Consider the following 25778-nt stretch of genomic DNA (forward strand, 5'->3'; position numbering starts at 1 on the left):
CGGGCTTGGCGGGCGTCGGTGATGGCGCGCTTGAGGTAGTCGCGGAGTTCCTGTTCGTCAGCCACGCGGTGTCACTCCTCCTGGTAGCGGGTGGTCGGGGTCAGTCGAGGCCGTCCACGAACGCGAACAACTCGCCGTCGCTGGCGCTGTCGAGATCGTCATGAGGTCCGGGGGTGTGGCCTTGGCACAGGTCGAGGAGGTGGCGCAGACGGCTGGTGATGGGTTGCGGGTCGGTGAGCGGCCCGGCGGTGAGCAGGGCTTCGACGCGGCTCAGCTCTTGGAGGACCGTGTGGGCGGGGGAGTGTTGCTGGGCGAGCTGGCCGTGCAGGTAGGTGGCCATGGCGGCCGGGGTGGGGTGGTCGAACACGATCGTGGTCGGGAGCCGCAGGCCGGTGGCGGTGTTGAGGTGGTTGCGCAGTTCGACGCCGGTGAGGGAGTCGAGGCCCAGGTCGAGGAAGGTGCGGTCGGGGTCGATCGCCGCCGGACCGGCGTGGCCCAGCACGCTTGCCGTACGGCTGAGCACCAGCTCCGTCGTCGCGGCCGGCCACTCCTCGCGCGGCCTCCGCACGACCTGGACGTGCCACGGCTCAGCCGCCGAGGTGTCGGGCCGGTCCGGGGTTCGCCGCAGCAGTTCCCGGACGATCGGCGGGGCGTCGGTGCGGGTGCGGGCCGGGCCGAGGTCGGCCGGCACCAGCAGAGTGCCGCCGTGCGCCAGCGCCGCGTCGAACAGGCCGGGGCCTCGGGCCGGCGCCAGGGGCGCGACCCCGGAGCGGGCCCAGCGGGCCAGGCCGGTGCCGTCCAGGTCCGCGCCCATGCCGGCGTCGCCGCCCCACAGGCCCCAGGCGATGGAGGTGGCCGCGAGTCCGGCCGCCGCTCGGTGCGCGGCCAGCGCGTCTAGGTAGGAGTTCGCCGCCGCGTACCCCGCCTGGCCGGGCATGCCGACGAGGCCGGAGATGGAGGAGAAGACCACGAACGCCGACAGCTTGTGCGGCAGGGTGAGGCGGTGCAGGTGCCAGGCCGCGTCCACCTTGGGGCGCAGGACGCCGGCCAGGGTCTCGGGGGTGAGGGTCTCGACGGTCGCGTCGTCCAGCAGCCCGGCCGCGTGCACCACGCCGGTCAGCGGGTGCTCGGGGGCGATGCCGTCGAGCAGGGCCTGGACCGCGCCGGGATCGGCCACGTCGGCGGCCACGATCTCGACCGCCGCGCCCGCCGCGGTCAGCCTCTCGCGCAGCCGCTCCGCGCCGGGGGCGTCCAGGCCGCGGCGGCTGACCAGCATCAGGCGGGTGACGCCGTGCCGGGTGACCAGGTGCTCGGCGAACAGCGCCCCGAGCCCGCCGGTGCCGCCGGTCACCAGCACGGTTCCGGCCGGGTCGAGCGCCGCTTGAACGGGGGTCGGTCCATCGGCGGCGGTCGTGGCCGGGATCAGGCGGGGGCTGTACGGCACGCCGGCGCGGATCGCGACCTGTGGTTCGCCTGTCGCGGCGGCGTTGAGCGCGTCCTCGATCCTGGCCCGGTGGTCGAGGTCCACCAGGAGGAGGCGGCCGGGGTGTTCGGACTGGGCCGTCCGGACCAGGCCCCAGAGGGCGGCGTTCGACAGGTCGGTCACGTCCTCGCCGGGGAGGGCGGCTACGGCGTGCCGGGTGACGAAGACGAGGCGGGAGCGGGCGAAGGTGTCGTCACCGAGCCAGCGTTGCAGGAGGCTGAGAGCGTGGGTCAGTTGTGTGTGCGCGGCCTCGGGGGTGTGCGGGCCGGGGACCGCTTGCCGTACGAGGACCAGGTCGACACCTGCGGCGGCGGCGAGGTCGTCCGCGGAGGTCACCTCGGCCCAGCTCGGCCGCGACTGCTGGTCGGCGGAGGTCACCTCGGCCCAGCTCGTCTGCGACGGCTCGGCGGGGATGAGTGGGCGCCAGGCCAGTTCGTGGAGGCCGTCGTTCTCGCTGGCCAGGTGAGTGAGTTGCGAGCGGGCGATCGGGCGGAGCGAGAGCGACTCGGCGGTGAGCACCGGGGCGCCCGACTCGTCGGTGACGGCCACGCTGAACGTGTCCGGGCCCGCCGGGGAGAGCCGCACGCGCAGCCGCTCGGCTCCGGCCCGTCCCGGCGTGACCCCGGTCCAGGCGAACGGCAAGCGGATCGTGCCCGGGTCGGAACCGGTGGCCACCAGCGGATGCAGGCAGGCGTCCAGCAGCGCGGGATGGAGGGCGAACGGGCCCGGCTCGGGCATCCGCACCTCGGCGAAGACTTCCTCACCGGCCCGCCACACCGACTCCACGAGCCGGAACGCCGGGCCGTAGGCGTAACCCAGGTCGGCCAGGCGGTCATAGAGGGCGGTCACGTCCTCGGGCACCGCGCCGGGGGGCGGCCAGGCGGTGATCGGTGAGGTGGGGAGGTCGCGGTCGCTGAGCGCGCCGGTGGCGTGGCGGGTCCACGAGGCGTCCTCGGCGCGGGAATGGATGGCGAACCGGCGGTCGCCGTTCTCCGCCGGGGGGTCGACGGTCACCTGCAGCCTGGGCCGGGTGCCGGGGGTGAGGTGGAGGGGGGTTTCGAGGGTGAGTTCCTCGACGGTTCGGGCGTTCACCTGGCGGGCGGCTGTGGTGGCCAGGTCGAGGAAGGCTGTGCCGGGGAGGAGGGGGGCTCCCTCGATCACGTGGTCGGACAGCCACGGGTGGTCGGGGAGGGGGAGGCGGCCGGACAGGATTGTTTGGTGGGCTTCGGCCAGGTCGGTGGCGGCCAGGAGGAAGGGGTGGTTCGGGGTGTCCAGGCCGAGGGTGGTGGGGGTGTTGGCGGGGGTGGGGGTTAGCCAGTAGCGCTGGTGTTGGAAGGGGTAGGTGGGGAGGTCTGTTTGGTTGCCGGTGGGCCAGGTGGTGGGGAGGTTGTGGGTGTGGGCTTGGGCTAGGGCTTCGGGGAAGTTGTGGGTGGAGATGGCTGTGGCTTCGGGGAGGGTGTGGCGGGTCAGGGTGGTCAGGGTGGTGTCGGGTCCGATCTCCACGTAGGCGCTTCCGGCTTCGAGGGCTTGGTGGAAGTGGACGGGTTGTCTGATCTGCTGGGTCCAGTAGTCGGCGTCGTAGGACTCCCTTGTGGTCGCGATCTTGGGCGCGTGGTAGGTGATGGTCGCTGCCACCGCTCGGAACTGGTCAAGGATCGGGTCCATCAGGGGTGAGTGGAAGGCGTGGTCACCTGGGAGCCGCTTGGTCCGTCGTCCGCGCTCGGCCCACAGGGCGGCGATCTCTTCGACTGCGTGTGCGTTGCCGGAGATGACGGTGAGGGTGGGTGTGTTGGTGGCGGCGATCGAGACGTTGGTCCGCCCTTGCAGGGTGTCGGTGACTTCTGCTTCGGTGGCGTGGATGGAGATCATGGCGCCGGGTGGGGCTTGTGCCATGAGGTGGGCTCGGGCGGTGATGAGGGTGGCGGCGTCCTGAAGGATGAGGACGCCGGCGACATGGGCCGCAGTGAGTTCGCCGAGAGAGTGCCCGATCACCCGATCAGCCGTCAGCCCGTAACTCTCGACGAGCCGGTAGAGGGCGGTTTGGTAGGCGAACAGGGCGGGTTGGGTGTAGCGGGTCTGGCCGAGTAGGTCACCGTCGTCGGAGAAGAGGATCGACTTGAGCGGCAGGTCGAACGCCGCGAGAACCTCGTCCAGGGCCTGGGCGAAGACGGGCTGGGTGGCGTACAGGTGGCGGCCCATCCCGGGCCGTTGGCTGCCCTGGCCGGAGAACATGAACGTCACCGGTTGGCGTGGCGGGGCCTGAACCACAGTGACCGAGGCGAGGGCGGCGGCCAGTTCGTCGAGCGTTTCGCCGGTGACGGCGGCTCGGTATTCGTGGGCGGTGCGGCGGGCGAGGGTGTGGGCGACGTCGGCAGGGTTGAGCTCTGGGTGGGCCCGGACGTGGTCGGCCAGTCGGGCTGCCTGGTCGTGGACGGCTTGTGGCGTCTTGCCGGACAAGAACCAAGCCACCGAACCAGCCGGAACCGAACCAGCTGCGACCGAACCAGCTGCGACCGAGCCAGCCTGGGTCGAACCAGCCGGGGCCGGGAAAGAGGCTCCGGAGGCAGCGGCGGGTTCTGGGGCGGTCGGGGGCTGTTCGAGGATGAGGTGGGCGTTGGTGCCGCTGATGCCGAAGGAGGAGACGGCCGCTCGGCGGGGGCGGGAGACGGTGGGCCAGGGGCGAGATTCGGTGAGGAGGGCGACGCCGCTGCCGTTCCACTCGACGAAGGGGGTGGGGGCGTCGATGTGGAGGGTACGGGGGAGGACGCCGTGGCGCATGGCCTGGACCATCTTGATCACACCGCCGACGCCGGCGGCGGCCTGGGTGTGGCCGAGGTTGGACTTCAGGGAGCCCAGGGCGAGGGGCTGGGCGGGGGAGTGGGCGGGGCCGTAGGTGGCGATGAGGGCGTCGGCTTCGATGGGGTCGCCGAGGGCGGTGCCGGTGCCGTGGGCCTCGACGGCGTCCACGTCCCCGGGCCGGAGGCCGGCGTCGGCCAGGGCGGCGCGGATGACCTCCCGCTGCGAGGAGCCGTTGGGTGCGGTGAGGCCGTTGGAGGCGCCGTCCTGGTTGACCGCGGAGCCACGGATCAGGGCGAGCACGCGGTGGCCGTGGCGGCGGGCGTCGGACAGGCGCTCCAGGAGCAGGAGGCCGGCCCCTTCGGCCCAGGCGGTGCCGTCGGCTCCGGCGGCGAACGGCTTGCAGCGGCCGTCGGGGGCCAGGCCGCGCTGCCGGGAGAACTCGACGAACATCCCGGGCGTGGACATCACCGCGACCCCGCCGGCCAGGGCCAGGGCCGACTCGCCGGAACGCAGCGAGCCGATCGCCGCGTGCACCGCGACCAGGGAGGACGAGCAGGCGGTGTCCACGGTGAGCGCGGGGCCGGTCAGGCCGAGCTGGTAGGCGATGCGCCCGGACATGACGCTGGCCGTACCGCCGGTGAGCAGGTGTCCTTCCACGCCGGCCGCCGGGTCGTCCATCCGCGGGCCGTACTCCAGGGCGGTCGCGCCGACGAAGACGCCGGTACGGCTGCCGCGGAGCGTGGTCGGGTCGAGGCCGGCCCGTTCGACGGCTTCCCAGGCGGTCTCGAGCAGCAGTCGTTGCTGCGGGTCCATGGCGAGGGCCTCGCGGGGGGAGATGCCGAAGAAGGCGGCGTCGAAGAGGGCGGCGTCGCGCAGGAACCCGCCGCGGCGGACGTAGCTGGTGCCGGAGGCGCCGGGGTCGGGGTGGTAGAGGTCGTCCCGCCAGCCGCGGTCGGCGGGGAAGTCGCCGGTGGCGTCCATCTCGGCGGCGACCAGGTTCCAGAGGTCTTCTGGGGAGCGCACGTCGCCGGGGTAGCGGCAGGCCATGCCGATGATGGCGATCGGCTCGGCCATGCGGGAGCCGGCCATCCCGCCGCGCCCGCCCGCTCCGGAGAGCGCGACCACCTCGGCGGTCGCGGGGGCCTCCTCGGGGAGGGGGCCGCCGGCCGGGAGGAGGGAGTCCAGGTGGCGGGCCAGCCGGGCGGGGGTCGGGTGCTCGAACAGCAGGGAGGTCGCCAGCCGCAGCCCGGTGGCCAGCGCCAGCGCGGTGCGCAGCTCCACCGTCATCCGCGAGTCGAAGCCCTGGTCGCGGAAGGTCCGGTCCGGCTCGATGGTGGCCGGGCCGGGGTGGCCGAGGATGGCCGCGGCCTCCGAGCGGACGAGGTCGAGCACCACCCGGCGGCGCTCGCGCCCGTCCGCCGCGGAGAGCCGTCCGGCCGGCGCCGGGCGGGCCGCCGCTTCGGGGGCGTACGGCTCCCGCCCCACCCAGTACGGCAGGCGCCGGAAGGCGTAGGTCGGCAGGTCGACCAGCTCCCCACCGGCCACGTTCCACTCCACGGCCACCCCGTGGACGTGGGCGGCGGCCACCGCGGCCAGGAAGCGGTCGAGGCCGCCCTCGTCCCGGCGCAGGGTGCCGATCGCCGCGCTCCGCTCGCTGCCGCGGGCTTCGGCGATCTGCTCCAGCCCCGCCACCAGCATGGGATGGGCCGACAGCTCCACGAAGACCGCGTCGCCGTCGTCGAGCAGCCCGGCGACGGTCTCCTCGAACCGGACGGTCTGCCGCAGGTTGCGGTACCAGTACCCGGCGTCGAGCGCGGTCCCCTCCAGCGGCCCGGCCGTCACCGTCGAGTGGAACGGCACCACGGACGCCGTCGGGTGGACGGCGCCCAGCACCTCGGCCAGCGGCTCGCGCAGCGCCTCGACGTGCACCGAGTGCGAGGCGTAGTCCACCGCGACCTTGCGGGCCTGGACGTCCTCGGCGGCGCACCGGGCCAGGAGCTCGTCCAGCGCGTCCACGTCGCCGGCGACCACGACGGCCGCCGGGCCGTTGACGGTGGCCAGCGACAGCCGGCCCGGCCAGCGCGACAGCAGGTCCTCGGCCTCGGCGCGGCTCACCGGCAGCGAGGCCATGCCGCCGCGCCCGGCCGCGCCGGAGGCGATGACCCGGGCGCGTAAGGTCACCACCCGGGCGGCCTCGCGCAGGCTCAGCGCGCCGGCGACGCAGGCCGCGGCGATCTCGCCCTGCGAGTGGCCGACCACCGCGTCGGGCCGCACGCCGTACGAGCGCCACAGTTCGGCGAGGGAGACCATGACCGCGAAGAGCACGGGCTGGACGACCTCCACCCGGTCCAGGGCGGGCGCGCCGGGCTCGCCTCGGAGCACCGCGCTCAGGCGCCAGTCGACGAACTCGGCCAGGGCCGCCTCGCACTCGGCCATCTTCGCGGCGAACGCCGGGGCCTGGTCCCACAGCTCGGCGGCCATTCCGGCCCACTGGTGTCCTTGGCCGGGGAAGACGAAGACGATCCGCTCCGGTCCTCCGCCGGGGCCGCGGACGAGGTTCGGGGCGCTTTCGCCATGGGCGAGGGCGCGCAGGCCGCTGGTGAGCTCCTCGCGGTCGCGGCCCAGGACGACGGCGCGGTGCTCGAACGTGGTCCTGGCCGACAGCAGCGTGCGGGCGACGTCGAGCGGCTCGGCGTCGACCTCCAGCAGCCGCCCGGCCTGAGCGGCCAGAGCCTCGGCCGACCGCCCCGACACCACCCACGGCACCACCGAAGGCACCGTTCCCGGCACCACCGAGGTCACCGTGACCGGCACCGTCTCCGGCACCGTCTCCGGCACCGTCTCCGGCACCGTCTCCGGCACCTCGCTCGGCCGGGGCTCGGCCGCGCGGGCGGGGGCCTCCTCCAGGACGAGGTGGCAGTTGGCGCCGCCCATCCCGAACGAGCTGACCCCCGCCACCAGCGGCCGGTCGGGCCGCGGCCAGCAGGTGAGGTCACGCTGCACCGCCAGGTTGAGCGCCTCCAGCGGGATCGCCGGGTTGGGCGTCTCGAAGTTGAGGCTCGGCGGGAGCTCCCGGTGGTGCAGGCTGAGCAGCACCTTGAGCAGCCCGGCGATGCCCGCCGCGCCCTCCAGGTGCCCGATGTTCGTCTTGACCGAGCCTACCGGCAGCGGCGAGCCGGCCGGGCGGGCCGCGCCCAGGCAGGCGCCGAGCGCGGCGGCCTCGATCGGGTCGCCGACCGGGGTGCCGGTGCCGTGCAGCTCCACGTACTGGACGGCGTCGAGCGGCACCCCGGCCCGCTCGCACGCCTGCCGTACCACCTGCTCCTGGGCCTCGGCGCTGGGCACGGTCAGCCCGGGGGTGGCGCCGTCGTTGTTCACCGCGCCGCCGCGGATCACCCCGTAGATGCGGTCACCGTCGGCCAGGGCGCGGCTCAGCGGCTTCAGCACCACCACGGCCCCGCCCTCGCCGCGCGCGAAGCCGTTGGCGCGGGCGTCGAAGGTGAAGCACTCGCCGTCGGGCGACAGCCCGCCGAACCGGTCCTCGGCGACCGCGCTCTCGGCGAGCAGGTTCAGGTTGACGCCCGCCGCCAGCGCCATGGCCGACTCGCCCGACCGCACGCTCTCGGCGGCCAGGTGCACCGCGACCAGCGAGGAGGCCTGGGCGGCGTCGACCGTCAGGCTGGGGCCGCGCAGCCCGAGGTGGTAGGAGACGCGGTTGGCGATGACGGCCCTGCTGGTGCCGGTCATCGTCTCCGGCGTGATGGCGGCTCCGCCGTACCCGTAGACGAGGGCGGTGTAGTCGTCGCGCAGCGAGCCGACGAAGACGCCGGTCGAGCTGCCGCGCAGGGTGGCCGGCACGATCCGGGCGTCCTCCAGCGCCTCCCAGACCAGCTCCAGCATGATCCGCTGCTGCGGGTCCATGGTGACCGCCTCGCGCGGCGAGATGCCGAAGAAGGCGGCGTCGAAGTGGTCGACGTCGGCGAGGAAGCCGCCGCGGCGCGGGCCGGTGTCGGCCTCGCTCGCGCCGCCCCACCGGTCGGCCGGCGCCTGGCCCACCGCGCTCGACCCGGTGCGAAGCAGCCGCCAGAGCGCGCCGGGACCGGTCGCGCCCGGCAGGCGGCAGGCGAGGCCGACCACGGCCACCTGCTCCGCCCCGGACCGCTCTGTTCCGCTCTCCTGCCCATTCATCAATGAATCCCCTAAGAATCCAGCGGATACTCGCATTCCGCGCGGACGGCAGCGGCGCACATAACACACCTCGCGGCAGCCTATGGGCGAGCGGTCACAGTGCAGCAACCCGCGAGCCATTTCGGAAACGCGGAAACGGCGGTTCTCCAGGGGCAGGTCATCGCGGGCGATGGGCCGGTGATGAATGGCTCGTGGGCTGTAAATGACCGGCAGATTATTGCGTCCCGATATTTTTCTCATCGAGTCCGCACGGCTGCGCAGGCCCTTCTGGACGCGTCCCGTCCCGGCCCATCAGAAGGAGAAACGGGAAAATGGATCTGCATCTCTCCGGAAAAACCGCGGTCGTGACGGCGGCCGGCGGCGGCATCGGCGGCCAGGTCGTCCGCACGCTGCTCGCCGAGGGCGTCACGGTCCTCGGCGCCGACATCGAGCTCAGCCCCGCGCTGAAGGAGAGCGGTGCTCTCACGCTGCAGGCCGACCTCACCACCACCGAGGGGGCCGAGGCGCTGCGGCGCGCCGCCGAGACCGAGCTCGGCCGGGTGGACATCCTGGTCAACCTGGTCGGCGGCCTGACCGGGCTGCCGGTGGCCGGCCTCGGCGACATCGACGACGCCGCCTGGCAGCGGGCGATCGAGCTCAACCTCTTCTCCGCCGTCCGCGTCACGCGCTCGCTGCTCGGCCTGCTGCGCGAGTCGGTGGTCAACCTGTCCTCCAGCGTCGCCCGCTGGCCCTCCACCGGCCCGCACTGGTACGGCGCCGCCAAGGCCGGGGTGACCGTGCTGAGCAAGGGCCTGGCCGAGGAGCTCGCGCCCCGCGGCATCCGGGTGAACACCGTCTCGGCCGGCCTCATCCGCACCCCGCTGTGGGACGAGTACGGCCCGCGGCTGGCCGCCTCCTACGGCTTCGAGGCCGACGAGTTCCTCACCAGCCTGCCCGCGCTCGCCCAGGTGGCGCTCGGCCGGTGGGGGACGCCGGAGGACGTGGCCAACCTGATCGTCTTCCTGGCCTCGCCCGCGGCGGGCTTCATCACCGGCGGCGACTACGTCGTCGACGGCGGCGCCGAGAAGATCCGCTGACCGCGAGCCGGTCCCACGGGGCACCGAGACAGACAGGAGCCAGTCCATGCCAGAGCCGGCCGGCACCCGCCAGCACGTCATCTCCTGGGAGGACCCCGGGATCCTCGCCCGCGAGGGTCTCGGCCTGAGCGGTCTCGACTGCCTCCGCGCCCTGATCAAGGGCGCCCTGCCGCCGCCGCCCGCCTGCTCGATGCTGAACTTCCGGCTCACCGACGCCGAGGAGGGCCGGGCGGCCGGCGTCATGGAACCGGCCGAGTACCAGTACAACCCGTTCGGCGGCGTGCACGGGGGCGTGCTCGTCACCCTGATGGACACGGTCATGGGCTGCGCGGTGCACACCATGCTGCCGGCCGGGGTCCTCTATTCCACGCTCGAGGTCAAGAGCAACTTCGTCCGCCAGGTGAGTGTGCACTCGGGGCGGCTGCGGTGCGAGGCGTCGGTCGTCCACCTGGGCAGCCGCACCGCCACGGCCGAGTGCCGCGTCACGGACGCCTCCGGCGACCTGTGCGCGCACGGCACGACCACCTGCCTGATCCTGCGGATGCCGGGTGCCGGCAGTCAGACGTGAGACCAACCAGGGGAGTAGATCACACGATGAAGGATCGGGACCTCACCACGGCGGCGTTGTTCCCCGGGCAGGGGGCCTTCGACGGCACGGCCCTGCTCGCCGCCGCCGAACGGCATCCGGAGGTCGGCGACGTGTTCGCCGAGATCGACGCGGTCACCGCGGCCGTCGCCGGGCGCAAGCTGTCGGCGATCGTGCTCGGCACCACGCCCGCGACGATGGAGGGCCTGCTCGCCGACGAGCCCTGGGTCTCCCAGCTCGCGATCTACGGCATGGGCGTGGCGGTGCACCGGGTGCTCACCGGCGCCGGCTGGCGGCCGGACGTCCTGGCCGGGCACAGCCTGGGCGAGATCGGCGCGCTCGTCTGCGCCGGGGCCTACACCGTCGAGGACGGCGCCCGGCTGATCTGGGCCCGGGTCGACGCGATCGGCGGCCTCGACCTGCGCGGCGGCTACATGGCCGCGCTCGCCACCGGCGCGGACCGGGCGCGGCAGCTCGTCGCCTTCGTCGGGGACGAGTCGCTGGCCGTGGCGGCGGAGAACCACGCCGCCCAGACCGTGGTGTCCGGGTCGGGGGCCGCGATGGAGACCGTCCGCGGCGTCGCCGGGGCGATCAACGTCTCCTTCGCCCGGCTCGCGGCGAGCGTGCCGTTCCACTGCCCGCTCCTCGAACCGGCCGCCGCCCGCTTCGCCGCCGCGATCAGGGCCATCCCGCAGCGCGAGCCGCACACCCCGGTCTACTCGCCGATCTACCACCGCTTCTACGAACCGGGCGAGAACCTCGGGGACCTGCTCGCGGGGCACTTCGTGGCTCCCGTCCGCTTCGCCGAGGCCGCGCACGCCCTGCACGCGGCCGGGGCGCGGGTCTTCGTCGAGTGCGGCGCGCTGGAGACCACCGGCAAGCTGATCCTGCGCAACCTGGGCGCGGACGGGATCACCGTCGTCGCCGGGCTGCCCGCCGGCGCCCGGTCGGCCGAACCGGCCGTGGCGCGGCTGCGCGAACTCGGCCTGCTCGACACCGCCCGGCTCGACACCGCCCGCCTCGACACTGAGCCGGCCCAGCCGGCCGTGCCGGCCGGGCTGCTGCCCGGCGTCGATGCCGCCGCCTTCGCCGCGTTCTGGGCCGCGCGCGGGCGCGGGGTCCTGGATCACATCCGCCGCGAGTTCGAGGAGTACGGCGCCGCCGTACCGGCCGGTGACCTCGACCGTGAGCTCCGGGAACTGTACGCCGACGCGCTGGAGTACCCCGTCGAGGTCTTCACCGACGACGTCCTGCTGGAGGCCGAGCTCGGCATCGACTCCGTCAAGCAGGTGGAACTGCTCACCCGGGTCTCCGAACGGTACGGCCTGCCCGCCAGGCCCGGCAGCTTCCGCCTGGACGAGGTCGCCACCATGGGCAAGGTCATCGCCTACGTCAGGTCGGTGGCGCACGAGAGCGCCGGGCGCTGACCCATGGAGCGGCTGGACGGCAAGATCGCGCTGGTCACCGGAGGCGCGCGGAACGTCGGCAAGGCCATCGCGGCCGATCTCGCCAGGCGCGGCGCGCACGTGATCGTCAACTACTTCCACGCGCACGAGGAGGCCAAGCGGACCTGCGCCGAGCTGGCCGAGGCGGGCTGGTCGGCCGAGCCGATCCGCGCCTCGGTGGCTCGTCCCGAGCAGGTCGCCCGCATGTTCGAGACCGTCGCCGAACGGCACGGGCACCTCGACATCCTGGTCAACAACGCCGCCTCGGGCGCTCTGCTCCCGCTGGCCGAGGTCACCGGCGAGCACCTGGACAAGGGCTGGGACACCAACGTCAAGGGCGCCCTGGAGTGCGCGCGGCACGCCGTGCCCCTGATGGAGCGGCGGGGCGGCGGCTCGATCGTCAACGTCTCGGCGCTCGGCGGCGCGCAGTTCGTCATGGCCAACTACTTCGCCTGCGCCCCGGCCAAGGCGGCGATGGAGGCGCTGACCCGGTACCTGGCCGCCGAGTACGCCCCGCGCAACGTCCGGGTCAACACCGCCTCGGCGGCGATGCTGGTCAGCGAGGTCGCCGGACGCTTCCCCGACGCCGAACGCATGCAGGAGGCGATCCGGCGGGCCACCCCGATGGGACGGCTCGGCACGCCCGAGGAGTTCGCCGCGGTCGTGGCCTTCCTGGCGAGCGAGCAGGCCCGCTGGATCACCGGCCAGGTGGTGCTGGCCGACGGCGGCCTGTCCCTCGGCACCACCCTCCTCGGCCCGCCGACGTCTCAGCCCCGCCCCGCAGAAGAACCTGTTGAGGAGCCGGGCGAGGACGCGGTGGCGATCGTCGGGATGGGCCTCGCCGTCGCCGGCGCCAACAGCCCCGAGGAGTACTGGGACCTGCGCCTGCGCGGCGCGGAACTCTTCGTCCCCGTCCCGGCCGACCGCTGGCCCAGCGCCGAGTTCCACTCCACGGACCCCGACGCCGAGGACAAGTCCTACCAGGACCACTGCGTCTTCATCACCGATTTCCGCCCCGCCCCCGGCGTGCTGGCCGAGGGCGAGCAGCCCGGCGAGCACGAGCACACCACGCTGTGGCTGCGCCACTCCATCGCCCAGGCCCTGGACGGGGTGACCGTCCGTCCCGGCGACCGCTTCTCCTGCAGCATCGGCTACACCCCCGACGGCAACCAGCACCTGGAGGAGGCCGGCGTCCTGGCCGCCGTCACCGACCGGGCCGACCGCCTGCTGGCCGGGCTCGACCTGGACGACGCCACCCGCGCGGCGGTCCAGGCCGAGGTGCGCGAGCGGCTCGCCGGGCGCTACCACCGGGGCGCCACCGCCGACCCCGGCCGCTACCTGCCCCACCAGGTCGGCCGGCGGGCCGTCGACGGGCTGCTCCCGCCCGCCACCCGCCTGCAGATGGTCGACACCGCCTGCTCCTCCTCCCTCTACGCGATCGACATCGAGGCCAAGGCGCTGCTCAGCGGCGACGCCGACGTGGCCGTGTGCGGCGGCGCGTTCGCGCTCGGGCCCCGCGGCACCGTGCTGTTCGCCAAGCTGCAGGGCCTGTCCAAGCAGGGCACCGTCCGAGCCCTCGACGCCGGCGCCGACGGCGTGATCTTCGCCGACGGGGCCGCCGTGGTCGTGCTGAAGCGGCTCAGCCGCGCCCGCGCCGACGGCGACGAGATCCTGGGCGTGATCGAGACGATCGGCACCTCCTCCGACGGCAAGGGCAAGGCGATCTACGCGCCCAACCCCGACGGCCAGGCGCTGGCCATGCGGCGGGCCGAGCCCGACGACGTGGACTGGATCATCGCCCACGCCACCGGCACTCCGGCCGGCGACGTCGCCGAGTTCACCACGCTGCGCGGCTACCACACCGACCGGCCGGTCGCCGTCACCTCCAACAAGTCGCTGGTCGGGCACACCGGCTGGGCGGCCGGCGTGCTGTCGGTGATCGAAGGCGCGCTGGGGCTGCGGCACGAGACGATCCCGCCGCAGTTCCGCTTCGAGTCGCCGCCCGAGGACTTCCGCATCGCCGAGTCCCGGCTGCACATCCCCACCGAGGCACGGCCCTGGCCCAGCGGGCCGCGCCGTGCCGTCGCCGTCTCCGGGTTCGGCTTCGGCGGCACCAACGCCCACCTGGTCCTCACCGACACCCCGCGCGCCCGGCCTGTAGCGGCTGCGCCCGGCGCGGGTCGGCAGCGCATCGCGCTCGTCGGCTGGGCCGCGCACCTGCCCGGCGCCGGGCAGGACGCCGCCGCATGGCTCCGCGGCGACGGCCCCGCGCCGGAGAGCAGCTTCGGCGAGTTCTACCCGGTGCCGGAGTTCGAGAAGGTACGGCTGCCGCCGCGCACCACCCGCACGATCGACCGCTGCCAGCTCATGATCCTGGAGTGCGGGCACCAGCTCCGCGCCCAGCTCGCCGGAGCCTGGACGGACCTCGCCGAGCGGGCCGCCGTCGTGGTCGGGCACCTCGGCCCCACCCGGGCCGGCCTGCTGTACGCCAACCGCTGCTACCTGGACAGCGTCGAGGCGGTGCTGTCCGGCGGGCAGCGGCTGGCCGCCTCCGGGGCGCTCCCCGCTGTGCTGAACGGGCTGCGGGAGGAGGCCAAGCGGCTCGTGCCCGCCTCCAACGAGGACTCCTTTCCCGGGATGATGCCCAACATCATCTCGGCGCGGGTCGCCAACTACTTCCACCTCAACGGGCCCAACCTGACGATCGACGCCGGGCTGGCCTCGACCCTGCACTCCTTCGACGTCGCCTGCCGGTATCTGCGGGCGGGGGAGGCGGGGCTGGCCCTGGTGGGCGGGATCAACGGCAACACCCTGCCCGAGATGCGCGCCCTGCTCGGGGGGGCGGAGGCGGCCGAGGGGGCCTTCCTGTTCGCCCTCGCCACCGAGCCGGTCGCCGCAGCGGCCGGGCTGCCGGTGCTCGGCTGGATCGACGTCGATGCTGATGCCGATGCCGATGCCGACGTCGCCACGGCGGAGGCCGCCACGGCGGAGGGCGCGGCGGCGGAGGGCGCGGCGGTGCTGGAGTGCGGTGCCGGCGCCCCCGAGCACGCCCGCTACCTCGGCGCGTCCGGCGGCCTGGCCCTCTTGCGGGCGCTCCACTCCGACAGCCCCGTCACAGTCACCTGCTCCACCACCCCAGGCGCCCCCGCCATCACCTTCACCCCCGCCTCCACGCCCGAGCCTCTCCTGGACGCGCGCTTCGCCGACGGCGAGCACCACGGCCCGGGCCAACCGGTGCAGGTGCGGCGGCACGTGGCCGAGCTACGGCCCGCCCCCGCCCCGGCCACCGGCCCGCCCCGACCGTTCCTGCCGGCCGGGTCCATCCTCCTGGTCGACACCCCCGACCGCGCCGCCGCCCTCACCCTGCCCCCCGGCACCATCGTCCTGTCCAGCCGGCCGCTCCCCGAGCCCCGCCCCGGCTGGCACCACCTGCCCGACCCGACCGAGGAAGCGGTGGCGGCCCTGCTCGGCGACCGCCCACCCACCCACCTGAGCCTGCTGGCCGACCTGGCCGACACCCCACCCCTGACCGACCCCGCCCCCGACCTCGAGCGCCTGCACGACCTCGCCTTCCTGTGCCTGCGCCACGCCACCACCGCCCCGGCGACGATGGTCCTGCTCGGCGCCCACCGGGCGGGCCGCCCCCACCCGTACGTGGGCCTGTTCTCCGGCCTGATGAAGACCGCCCACCTGGAGTCGCCCGCCCCCGACCGCTTCCTGCTCGCCACCTCGGCCCGCGACGTCCGCTCCGCCGTACAGGAAGCAGAGCAGGAGGCACGGCGCGCCCGCACCCTCCCGGTGGTGTACGCCGTGGACGGCGAACGGCACGCCTACACGCTGGTGGACCGACCAGCGGACGTCACCGGCACGGCACGGCTGTCCGACCGGTCGGTGGTCGTCGCGGTCGGCGGCGCACGCGGCATCACCGCCGAGCTGATGAAGGCCCTCGCCGAGCAGTTCCGGCCGACCCTCTACCTGCTCGGCAGCAACCCCCTGGGCACCTACCCGCCCGACCTGTTCACCCAGGACGAGGCCGACTTCACCGCGGGCCGCAAGGACTACCTGCGCACCCAGCTCAAGGCCAGACCCGGCGTGCCCGTCGCGGTGTTCAGCCGCGAGTACGACCGGATGGCCGACGCCAGGGCGGCCCGCCGCAACCTCGACGCCATGGCCGCGCACTGCGGCCCGGACCGCGTCCGCTACCTGACCTGCGACGCCACCGACCCCGACGCGGTACGGCAGGCGATCGGCACGATCCTGGCCGAGACGCCGGGCATCGACCTGCTGGTCAACGCGGCCGGCCGGAACGCCTCCGCGCTGATGCCGGACAAGGACCTGGCCACCTTCCGCGCGGTCCGCGACCTGAAGCTGCGCTCCCACCGCAACCTCAAGCGGGCCCTGGCCGCCCGGCCGCCCGCGCTGTGGTGCAGCTTCGGCTCGCTGCTCGGCTTCTTCGGCCAGCTCGGCGAGGCCGACTACGCCTCCGGCAACGACTTCCTGGCCACCGCGGCCGCCGCGAGCGAGGCCGAGCTGACCCTCGGCTGGACGTTGTGGGGCGGCGTCGGCATGGGCGCCGACCCCCTGGTGAGCGACTACTACGAGCGGCGCGGCCTCTACACGCCGATGGAGCCGCACGAGGGCGTGCACCACTTCGTCCGCGAACTGCACGCCGCCACCCCGGCCGCGAGCGTCGTCTACCTGGGCGAGCCGGAGCGCCGGACGGTCACCCAGTCCTACCCGAACTTCTTCGAGAACTCTGCTCGTCGCGAACCCACGCCCTTCTACCTGCGCGGACCCGCCACCGGCACGCCCGGCGAAGCCCTCGCCTGGCCGTGCGCCTTCGACGTCGACACCGACCCCTACCTGCGGCACCACCTCGTCAACGGCCACCCCACCCTGCCCGGGACCTTCCTGACGGAGATCGCCGCCGAAGCGGCCCAGGCGCTCCGCCCCGGCCTGCCCGTGGTCGGCTTCACCGACCTGCGCTTCGAGCGGTTCCTGCGGCTCTACCCCGGCGTCGCCCCCGCGCCGAAACGCGTCCACGCCCGGCTGGTGCACGCCGACGAGAACCTGGCCACCGTCGAGGTACGGCTGGCCACCGACCTCGTCGCCCCGAACGGAGCGCTCCTCGCCGAGGACGTCACGCACTTCAGCACCCGGGTCCTGCTGGCCGCCCGGTTCGCCGCCCCGCCGCGCATCCAGCCCTGGCCCGACGACCCCGCCGAGTTCCCCGTGCCCGATCCCTACCACCTGCCGGGCGGCCCGGTACGGCTCACCGGCCCGTTCGTGACCACGGCCGGCACCCGCTCCCACCCGCGCGGCAAACGCGCCAGGTTCGCGCCGGACCTGCCCGCCGGCGACCCGGTCTGGTCGCGCTTCACCATGCCGAGCCTGCTCCTGGACGGCCTGGCCCGGATGGGCGTGCTGCACCCGGTCGACGGGCGGCTCGTCCCGGTCGCCGCGCCGCTGGCCATCCGCCGCATCGACCTCTACCAGCGGGCCAACGACCTGGACCTGGCCGCCGCCGGGCCGATCGAGCTCTACGCCACCCCGCCGGGCCCGGCCTTCGGCGCCGGCCCGTCCGCCAACCGCTTCGTGGCGGCCGGTCCGGGCCACGAGGTCGTCGCCCAGATCAAGGACATCACCGCCACCGTCCTCGGCCACCTCGACATCGGCACCGGCGAATTCCACGCGCCCGACCAGGCCCCCGCGGCCGTTGGAGGACAGTCACGATGACCGCACCCGTAGCGCCGGGGCCGGAAGGCCGCCACCTGATGGGCGCGCTGAGCAGCTTCAAGCGCGACTCGCTGAGCCTGCTCACCGAGCTGCAGGGCTACGGCGGCATCGCCCGCGTCCGGCTCGGCCCCTACCTCGTCCACCAGCTCACCGGGCCGGAGTTCATCAAGCACGTCCTGCAGGACAACGTCGACAACTACCGCCGCGGCCGCTTCTACCAGGGCTTCAACCTCTTCATGGGCCGCGGCATGCTCACCACCGACGGCCCCGAGTGGCGGGCCCGCCGCGACGTCAGCCAGCCGTTCTTCCAGCGCTCCTGGCTGCACGGCGCCTCCGGCGTCATCACCGCCAGCGTCGAGGAACTCCTCGAACGCTGGGGCGCCGCCGCCGACCGCGGCGAGGAGGTGGAGCTGGTCGACGACATGATGTGGCTGGCCATGGGCGTCCTGAGCCGCATGCTCTTCGGCGTCGACCTGCGCGAACGCTACGCCGAACTGGCCCCGGCGGTGCGCTTCTCGCTCAAGGCGATGATCCTCACCGGCGAGGTCAGCCAGATGTTGCCGCGCTGGGTGCCGACCAGGTACCGGCGCGAGCTCCGGCGGCACCAGGGCGTGCTCAACCGGGTGATGGACGACGTGATCGCCCTGCACCGCGCCGGCGGCGGCGACCCCGACGACCTGGTCAGCGCGCTGCTCAGCGCCACCGACGCCGAGACCGGCCGTCCGTGGCCGGACCGGCAGATCAGGGCCGAGCTCAAGACGCTCTTCCTGGCCGGGCACGAGACCACCGGCTGCGCCCTGGCCTGGACGCTCTACTCGGTCGCCACCCACGACGAGGTGCGCCGCAAGCTGGAGACCGAACTCGGCGACGTGCTCGGCGACCGGGCGCCCGTCCCCGCCGACCTGCCGCGCCTGCCGTACCTGCGGCAGGTGGTGGACGAGTCGCTGCGGCTCCACCCGCCGATCTGGGTCTTCCCCCGCGACCTGGTCGAGGACGACGTGATCGGCGGCTACCACGTGCCCGCCGGGACGACCCTGCTCATCCCCCCGTACGCGGCGCACCGCAACCCCGAGGTGTGGAAGAACCCCGACGAGTTCGACCCCGAACGGTTCTGCCCCGCGGGCCCCGGACCGGCGCGGTACTCCTACCTGCCCTTCGGCGGCGGGCCGCGACGCTGCGTCGGCTACGCCATGGCCCTGCTGGAGCTGCAGTTCGCCCTGGCCATGATCGTCCGGCGCTTCACCCTGAGCCTGGTGCCCGACCAGCGGGTCGTCCCGATCGGGCTGGTGTCGCTGCGCCCGGCGGGCGGCATCCGGCTGCGGCTCACCCGGAAGCGGGCGTGAGCGCGCCGATGCCGAACCCCACGGTCCACCGCTACACCTGGGAGTGCGCCCCCGCCCCGCCCCTGCCCGGCCACCCCAGCGAGGACCTGGCCGGGCGGCTGGTCACCGTACTCGGCGGCCTCGACGAGACGGCCGACCGGGTGAGCGCCGAGCTCGCCGCCGCCGGGGCGCGGCTCTGGCGGCTCGGCGACCCCGGCGTGCCCGACGCCGTCGTGGACCTCACCCTCGCCGACCCCTTCGACCTCGCCGACCCGACCGCCTGGGAGAAGCCCCTGCTGCGCACCCTCGCTGTGCTGCGGCACTGCTACGACGACTGGGCCGCCGAGCCCGACTGCCACCGCCTCGGCTACCTCGCCGTCACCTACCTCGGCGGCACCATGGGGTACGGCGAGCCGTCCGGCGGGCTCAGCGACACCGTGGGGTACGGCGAGCCGTCCGGTGGGCTCGGCGGGCCGGTCGTGTATCAGCCGCTCGGCGGTATCTGGGCGGGCCTGGCGAAGACCCTCCACCGCGAACTCCCCACCCTCAACGCCCGCATCGTGGACGTCGCCCACCCCCGCCAGCCCGACCTCCCCACCCTGGTGGCCCGGGAGCTGTACCGGTGGGGCCTGTGCGAGGTCGGCTACCACCAGGGCCGGCGCATGACCCTCGTCCCCCGCCGCCGCCCGACCCCACCCCCCGCCACCGAGCTGGGCCCGGACGACATCGTGCTGGTCTGCGGCGGCGGCGTCGGCCTGGGCTACGCCCTCGCCACCGAACTGGCCGAGCGGTACGGGTGCGAGGTCGTCGTCACCGGCCGCCGCCCCCCGCCCGCCGGCGACGAGGACTGGCTCACCCTGGACGAGCCCGGCTTCACCGCCTACCGCCACGACCGATTGCGCCAGGCCGCCGCCGACGGCTCCCTGCGCGAGACCCGCACCCACCTCGCCCGCCTGTCCCAGCGGCGCGACCTCCACCACAACCTCCGCACCGCCGCCGACCGCGGCCTACGCATCCGCTACCTGCCCTGCGACCTCACCGACCAGGCGGCGGTCGACGCCCTCCTCGACGACCTGTCCCCGCGCCGCCCCCCGGTCGGTTCCCCGCAGGCGGAGCTGGAGGGGGACCCGGGGGTGCGGCTGGACGCGGTGGTTGGCGGGCCGGGGCGGCGGCTGGCCGGTGTGGTTTATCTGGCCGGGGTCGATCGGCCCGCTCGGTTGCCCGCCAAGTCCGACCGCGATCTGCTGGCCGGGGTGGCGGTCAAGGTCACCGGCCTGCTCCGGCTGCTGGCCGGCGTCCGTGAACGGGACCTGGACTTCCTCTGCGCCGCCGGATCCCTCACCGGGCGGCTGGGCGGCATGACGGGGGAGCTCGACTACGCGGCGGGGAACGAGGCGCTGGCCCGGCTCGGGCTGTGGGCCGGGCAGACGGCATCCGCCGGGCCGTCGTTCCGCGCGCTCACCGTGTGCTGGCCGTTGTGGCAGGACCTCAGCGTCTCGGGGAACGTCGACGCCGCGCTGCGGTACATGAGCGCGCTCGACCCCGCCGAGGGGCTTGACCTCTGGTGCCGGGAGCTCGTCGCCGGGGCTGGGGAGGTGACCTTCCTCGGGCGGCTCGGGCAGGCGCTGCGGCCGGTGCAGGCCGCCCAGTTCCTTGTGGAGCATGAGCTGCCGGGCTTTGACGTCGCCTGCCCGCGGTTGTTCCACCTGGGGGAGCCGCTCGTCTTCCGGCCCCAGGAGCGGTTGTCCTGCCGGGTGCGCTTCGACGCCGCGGCCGTGCCTGCGCTGGGCGATTTCCTGGTCGGGGGGCGGGCGGCGCTCCCGGCGAGCCTGCTGCTCGAGAACGCTTTGCGGTCGGCGGAGTGGCTCGTGCCGGAGCAGGGGCCTCCGCTTGTTCCTGACGAGCTGCGTGGGGTGGAGGTCGACCTGGCCGGCCTGGTGGCCCAGGACGGTGCCCTGATCCTCGACCGGGAGGCCGAGGTCACCGAGCTGGACGGTCGTTGGGCCGTCTCGGTGATCTTCCGCCGGCCCGAGGACGGCTCCGCGGTGGCCTCGATGACCGTCACAACCGCCACCGGCCACGGCCCCGCCGTACCGGCTGGACGAGGCGCGCCCGCCGCCGCCGCCTCGGCTGGTGGGCGGGAGGACGGTGAGCCGGCCGCTGGGCCCGGTTCTGCCGTGCCGGCTGCTGGGCGCGGTTCCGCCGTAGCGGGTGGTGGCCGCGAAGGTGGCGAGTCGGTTGCCGGGCCGGGGTTGGAGTGGCGTGGGCTGGTGATTCCCGGTGCGCGGTGGCGGGACGAGGGGGAGGGCCGGGTGGCCGAGGTGGCGCCGTGCTGGCCTGCCGACCTGTGGGTGGCCGACCTGCCGCCCCGCCACCGGCTGCCGGTCGCGGCGGTGGAGGCCGTCCTCGGGGCGGTGACGGGTGGTCGAGCCGGGAGGCTGCGGATCGCCCGGCTGACCTGCCCGGCTGAGGCCGTCCCCGGCTCCCCAGACGGGGTCCCCGGCGGGGTGGTCGTCAGCAGGGGTGGGCGGGGCTGGCGAGGGGTTGACCCCGGCGACGGCAGGACGGTCATGGAGCTGGACGTTCATGAAGGGCCCGACGGCGCAGGAGGCAGCCGATGACGAAGGTCACGATGGCCGGCATCTACCGCCGGGAGCACATCGACGACCCCTACCCCCTCTACCGGCGGGTCCGCGAGGCCGACCCGGTGTACTGGGACGAGGAGATGGGCGACCACGGCGCGTGGATGGTGACCGGGTACGCCCCGGCGCAGACCGCGCTGATGGACCCCAGGCTGTCGGCCAGACGACCGCACTGGGGCCAGGACCGCCTGCCGGGCGAGCCGGGGCTGGACGCCGCGCAACGGGCGATCGACCAGCAGATCGTGGTGAGCGACGCCCCGGAGCACACCAGGCTGCGCCAGCACCTGACCAGGCCGTTCCTGCGCCGTCAGGTGGACGCCATGCGCGAGGACGTCGCCAAGCTGGCCCACGCGCTGCTGGACGCCGTGCTGACCGGCGAGAGCGGCGAGTTCGACGCGATGGACCGCTTCGGGTTCGTGCTGCCCGCGATCAGCCTGACCGGCCTGCTCGGCATCCCGGCCTACGACGAGCGCTACCTGTCGTGGATGCTCAGTCTCGGCCTGCTGATCGACGACGGCCCGCTGAGCCGTACGCACCAGCGGAAGCTGCTCGGCGGGGTGGCGGAGTACACCGCCTTCTTCGCCCAGCAGGTGGCCGCCAGGCGCGAGGAGGCGGGGCGGGACGACCTGGTGCAGACGCTCGCCGACTGCTACACCGACGGCGGTTTCGCCAACGAGGAGGAACTGCACGGCAACCTGGCCTTCCTGCTCACCGCCGGCCAGGTCAGCACCGCCCACCAGATCGGCAACAGCCTCCTGCACCTGCTGCGCGACCCCGAGGCCTACCGGCGGCTGCGCGAGGATCCGGAGGCGGTGGCCGAGGCCACGCCGGAGCTCATGCGTTACGACGCCTCCATCCAGCTCACCAAGCGCCGCGCGCGCGAGCCGTTCGAGCTGGGCGGGCACGAGCTGCGGGCGGGCGACGAGGTGTTCGTCTGGATCGGCGCGGCCCACCGCGACCCGGCCCAGTTCGCCGACCCGGAGCGGCTCGACCTCGGCCGGTCCGGCGTCAAGCACATCGCCTTCGGGCACGGCATCCACTACTGCCTCGGCGGCCGGCTCGGCCAGCTCGTCCACGACGAGGCGGTCCGCGCCTTCGTCGAGCGGGTCCCCGCGCCCCGGCTGCTCGCCGACCCGGTCGAGCGCTCGGTGATGCCCACCTTCCGCGGGCCGTACAAGCTGCCTGTCGGCTACGGCCGATGACCGACCCCCCACCAGATCCCCACCGAAGGAGGACCGAGCATGTGCGGCATAACCGGATGGGTGGACTTCGACCGTGATCTCACCGGCGAGCGGCGGCTGCTGGGCGAGATGGCCGACACCATGGCCTGCCGGGGCCCCGACGGCGCCGGCGTGTGGCTGGAGACCCACGCGGGTCTCGGCCACCGCAGGCTCGCCGTCATCGACATCGAGGGCGGCGTCCAGCCCATGACGGCCGAGCACGACGGCCGTGTCCAGGCGGTCCTCACCTACTCGGGTGAGGTCTACAACTACCGCGAGCTGCGCGAGGAACTGCGCGCCCGCGGCCACCGCTTCCGTACGGCCAGCGACACCGAAGTGGTGCTGGCCGCCTACCTGGAGTGGGGCGAGGACTGCGCCGAGCACCTGAACGGCATGTTCGCCTTCGCCGTCTGGGACGTGCGCCGCCAGGAGCTGCTGCTGGTCCGCGACCGCCTGGGCGTCAAGCCGCTCTACTACCACCCCACCCCCAACGGCGTCGTCTTCGGCTCCGAGCCCAAGGCGATCATCGCCAACCCGCTGGTCAAGCGGGTGATGGACCTGGACGGCCTGCGGGAGATCCTCACCTTCACCCGCATCCCCGGCAAGACCGTCTACCGCGACATCCTCGAGGTGCTCCCCGGCCAGACGGTCAAGGTCAGCGCGGCCGGCCGTACCGCCCGGCGGTACTGGAAGCTGGAGGCCCGCCCGCACACCGACGACCTCAAGACCACCGTCGACACCGTCCGCGGCCTGCTGGAGGACATCGTCGAGCGGCAGCTCGTCGCCGACGTGCCGCTCTGCGTGCTGCTGTCCGGCGGCCTCGACTCCAGCGTGCTGACCGCCCTGGCGGCCAAGAAGCTGGGCCTGCGCGGGGAGAAGGCGCGTTCCTTCTCGGTCAACTTCGCCGGCCAGGGCGAGGAGTTCACCGCCGACGAGATGCGGGGCTCGCTGGACGCCCCGTTCGTCGCCGAGGTGGCCAGGCACGTCGGCTCCGACCACACCGACATCGACCTCGACGCCGCCCGGCTCGCCTCGCCGGAGGCCCGCGGGGCCGTGCTGCGCTCGCGCGACATCCCGATCGGGCTGAGCGACATGGACGCCTCGCTCTACCTGCTGTTCAAGGCGATCAGCGAGCACTCCACGGTGGCGATCTCCGGGGAGTCGGCCGACGAGCTGTTCGGCGGCTACCTGTGGTTCCACGACCCGAACGTGGTCAACGCGCCGGTGCTGCCGTGGACCGCCTACGGCTCGATGGACCACACCGGCCTGTTCGACCTCGGCCTGCTGCAGAAGCTCGACCTGCAGAGCTACCTGGCCGAGCGCTACCACGAGGCGATCGCCGAGGTGCCGCGCCTGGAGGGGGAGAGCCCCAAGGAAGCGCGGATGCGCGAGATCAGCCACCTGCACCTGACCCGGTTCCTGCAGCTCATGCTGGACCGCAAGGACCGCACCAGCATGGCCTGCGGGCTGGAGGTGCGGGTGCCCTTCTGCGACCACCGGCTCGTCGAGTACGTCTTCAACGCGCCCTGGTCGATGAAGACCCACGACGGGCACGAGAAGAGCCTGCTGCGCGCGGCGACCGCCGACCTGCTCCCGCGCTCGGTGCTGGAACGGCGCAAGAGCCCCTACCCCTCCACCCAGAACCCCGCCTACGACCAGGCCGCCAACCGGGAACTGGCCGGCATCCTGGCCGACCCCGCCGCGCCTGTGCACGGCCTGCTCGCGAAGGACCGGGCCCAGGCCCGGGCCGACAGCGCGGGGCCGGCCGGGCGGATGGAACGCAACCTGCTGGACAACACGCTGCAGATGAACACCTGGATCGCCACCTATGACATCACCGTGGACCTCTGACGGGACGCACGTCCCGAGGGCGCACGCCGCTCTGGCCCGCCCGACCGGCGCCGAACGCGACCAGGTGGTCGAGTACGTCAAGACCGCCTACGCCGAAGGCCGCTGCGACGAGGCCGAACTGGAGCAGGCGCTGGAACAGGCGATCACCGCCCGGACCGGCGCCGAGCTCCTGGCCATCGTCACGGAGCTCTACGGCGACCAGGTGCCGCCGCCCGCGGCGGTCCCGCGCCCGCCCCCGCCCGGCGGCGGCGCGCGGACCGTCGCCGGGCTGGCCCACCTGCTCGCCCCGCTCGGCCTGCCGATCCTCGGCCCGGCCGCCGTGCTGCTGCTCGGCGGGCACGCCTCGCCGCACGTGCGGCGGCACGCGGTCGAGGCGCTCAACTTCCAGCTCACCGTCGTCGGGGCCAGCTTCGCCCTGCCCTTCACCGTGGTCGGCGTGCTGCTCGTCCCGGTGATCTGGGTGGCCGCCTTCGTCCTGTCCATCCTCGCCGGGGTCGCGGCCCTGCGCGGCGAGGAGACCTACCGCTACCCGTACACGCTCCGCCCGATCAAGGAGAGCAGACGTCGTGACCACCACCCCGGCCTCACCGCCGACCCGGGCCACACCCCCGGCCTCACCCCCGGCCCCGCCTCCGACGGAGGCCGGCCTCTGGGACCAGCAGGCGGATGACTGGGCCGAGATCCAGGAGGCGCAGTGCACCCCGCTGTTCGAGGCGGCGCTCGCCGCCCTCGACCTCCGCCCCGGCAGCACCGTCCTGGACGTCGGCTGCGGCTCCGGCCTCGCCCTGGCCCTCGCCGCCGCGCGCGGCGCCGAGGTCAGCGGCCTGGACGCGGCCCCGGAACTGGTCCGCATCGCCCGCCGCCGGGTGCCCGGAGCCGCCGACCTGAGCACGGGGACGCTGGACGGCCTGCCGTACGCCGACCGGAGCTTCGACGTGGTCATGTCCTTCAACGCCCTGCGCTACGCGGCCGACCCGGTGGCGGCGGTCGCCGGATTCGCCCGCAAGACCCGGTACGGCGGAGCCGTCTGCCTGGGCGGCTGGGGCGAGCCGGACCGGTGCGAGACCACCGGCTTCCTCTTCTCCGTCGTCGCCGCCCTGCCACGGCCGCCGCAGGGCAGCCAGGGCGAGGCCGCCAACACCCCCGCGCAGATCCGCTCGGTCATGCGCCGCGCCGGCCTGGAACCGGTGACCACCGGGGAGGTGGCCTGCCCGTTCGTCTACGCGAGCGTCGAGGCCGCCTGGATGGCGCTGAGCTCGACCGGGCTGCTGCGCTTCGCCATCGGGCACCTGGGCGAGCCGGCCGTGCGCGCCCTGTTCGACACCGCCTTCGCCGGCTCGGTGCGGCCGGACGGCACCGTCCGCCAGGAGAACGTCTTCGAGTACTCGATCGCGCGCGTCGGCGCGCCGTCCGGAACGTAAGGGAGCGCC

Annotated in this window: 12 protein-coding genes; 10 read left to right on the forward strand and 2 right to left on the reverse strand. The window is 74.1% G+C overall.

What is annotated here, in order from left to right:
- Positions 1–65 (reverse strand): polyketide synthase docking domain-containing protein (locus ACIBG7_RS11250; protein WP_397336695.1); only part of this gene is annotated, 65 nt, incomplete at its 3' end.
- Between the two features lie 35 nt (positions 66–100).
- Entirely contained in the window at positions 101–8470 is an 8370-nt protein-coding gene (locus ACIBG7_RS11255; protein ID WP_397335958.1) for a type I polyketide synthase, read from the reverse strand.
- A 311-nt stretch (positions 8471–8781) separates the two neighbouring features.
- Between ACIBG7_RS11255 and ACIBG7_RS11260 the strand changes: the two genes are divergently transcribed.
- Genes ACIBG7_RS11260 through ACIBG7_RS11305 form a run of 10 tightly spaced genes read left to right on the forward strand, consistent with a single transcriptional unit; the run spans position 8782 to position 25769 of the window.
- Complete coding sequence (locus tag ACIBG7_RS11260; protein ID WP_357929917.1) at positions 8782–9546, forward strand: SDR family oxidoreductase; 765 nt, start codon at positions 8782–8784, stop codon at positions 9544–9546.
- Positions 9547–9592: 46 nt separating this feature from the next.
- A complete protein-coding gene (locus tag ACIBG7_RS11265) occupies positions 9593–10114 on the forward strand; it encodes a PaaI family thioesterase (protein WP_357929914.1) in 522 nt (173 codons plus the stop codon).
- Positions 10115–10140: 26 nt separating this feature from the next.
- Positions 10141–11559, forward strand: a complete 1419-nt coding sequence (locus ACIBG7_RS11270) for an acyltransferase domain-containing protein (protein WP_397335959.1) — start codon at positions 10141–10143, stop codon at positions 11557–11559.
- A 3-nt stretch (positions 11560–11562) separates the two neighbouring features.
- A complete protein-coding gene (locus ACIBG7_RS11275) occupies positions 11563–17313 on the forward strand; it encodes an SDR family oxidoreductase (protein ID WP_397335961.1) in 5751 nt (1916 codons plus the stop codon).
- Positions 17310–18656: a cytochrome P450 gene (locus ACIBG7_RS11280; RefSeq protein WP_357929906.1), complete on the forward strand. Its 1347-nt coding sequence runs from the start codon at positions 17310–17312 to the stop codon at positions 18654–18656. The genes ACIBG7_RS11275 and ACIBG7_RS11280 overlap by 4 nt, the downstream gene beginning before the upstream one ends.
- Complete coding sequence (locus ACIBG7_RS11285; RefSeq protein ID WP_397335962.1) at positions 18653–21256, forward strand: KR domain-containing protein; 2604 nt, start codon at positions 18653–18655, stop codon at positions 21254–21256. The genes ACIBG7_RS11280 and ACIBG7_RS11285 overlap by 4 nt, the downstream gene beginning before the upstream one ends.
- Entirely contained in the window at positions 21253–22479 is a 1227-nt protein-coding gene (locus tag ACIBG7_RS11290; protein ID WP_397335963.1) for a cytochrome P450, read from the forward strand. Before ACIBG7_RS11285 ends, ACIBG7_RS11290 begins: the two co-directional genes overlap by 4 nt.
- Before the next feature lie 39 nt (positions 22480–22518).
- Complete coding sequence (asnB, locus tag ACIBG7_RS11295) at positions 22519–24348, forward strand: asparagine synthase (glutamine-hydrolyzing) (protein WP_397335964.1); 1830 nt, start codon at positions 22519–22521, stop codon at positions 24346–24348.
- Positions 24326–25018 (forward strand): DUF1707 and DUF4870 domain-containing protein, encoded by a 693-nt coding sequence (locus ACIBG7_RS11300; RefSeq protein WP_357929897.1) that lies wholly within the window; start codon positions 24326–24328, stop codon positions 25016–25018. Before asnB ends, ACIBG7_RS11300 begins: the two co-directional genes overlap by 23 nt.
- On the forward strand, positions 24915–25769 hold the full coding sequence (locus ACIBG7_RS11305) for a class I SAM-dependent methyltransferase (RefSeq protein WP_397335965.1): 855 nt from the start codon (positions 24915–24917) through the stop codon (positions 25767–25769). Before ACIBG7_RS11300 ends, ACIBG7_RS11305 begins: the two co-directional genes overlap by 104 nt.
- Positions 25770–25778 lie beyond the last annotated feature (9 nt).

The sequence above is a fragment of the Nonomuraea sp. NPDC050328 genome, from assembly GCF_044459405.1.
Taxonomy (GTDB): Bacteria; Actinomycetota; Actinomycetes; order Streptosporangiales; family Streptosporangiaceae; genus Nonomuraea.

What these genes read in the sequence shown, in the direction of transcription:
- ACIBG7_RS11255 (WP_397335958.1), bottom strand. Translation starts at nt 8,470, where the DNA reads ATGAATGGGCAGGAGAGCGGAACAGAGCGGTCCGGGGCGGAGCAGGTG.
- ACIBG7_RS11300 (WP_357929897.1), top strand. Translation starts at nt 24,326, where the DNA reads ATGACATCACCGTGGACCTCTGACGGGACGCACGTCCCGAGGGCGCAC.
- asnB (WP_397335964.1), top strand. Translation starts at nt 22,519, where the DNA reads ATGTGCGGCATAACCGGATGGGTGGACTTCGACCGTGATCTCACCGGC.
- ACIBG7_RS11275 (WP_397335961.1), top strand. Translation starts at nt 11,563, where the DNA reads ATGGAGCGGCTGGACGGCAAGATCGCGCTGGTCACCGGAGGCGCGCGG.
- ACIBG7_RS11280 (WP_357929906.1), top strand. Translation starts at nt 17,310, where the DNA reads ATGACCGCACCCGTAGCGCCGGGGCCGGAAGGCCGCCACCTGATGGGC.
- ACIBG7_RS11290 (WP_397335963.1), top strand. Translation starts at nt 21,253, where the DNA reads ATGACGAAGGTCACGATGGCCGGCATCTACCGCCGGGAGCACATCGAC.
- ACIBG7_RS11260 (WP_357929917.1), top strand. Translation starts at nt 8,782, where the DNA reads ATGGATCTGCATCTCTCCGGAAAAACCGCGGTCGTGACGGCGGCCGGC.
- ACIBG7_RS11265 (WP_357929914.1), top strand. Translation starts at nt 9,593, where the DNA reads ATGCCAGAGCCGGCCGGCACCCGCCAGCACGTCATCTCCTGGGAGGAC.
- ACIBG7_RS11270 (WP_397335959.1), top strand. Translation starts at nt 10,141, where the DNA reads ATGAAGGATCGGGACCTCACCACGGCGGCGTTGTTCCCCGGGCAGGGG.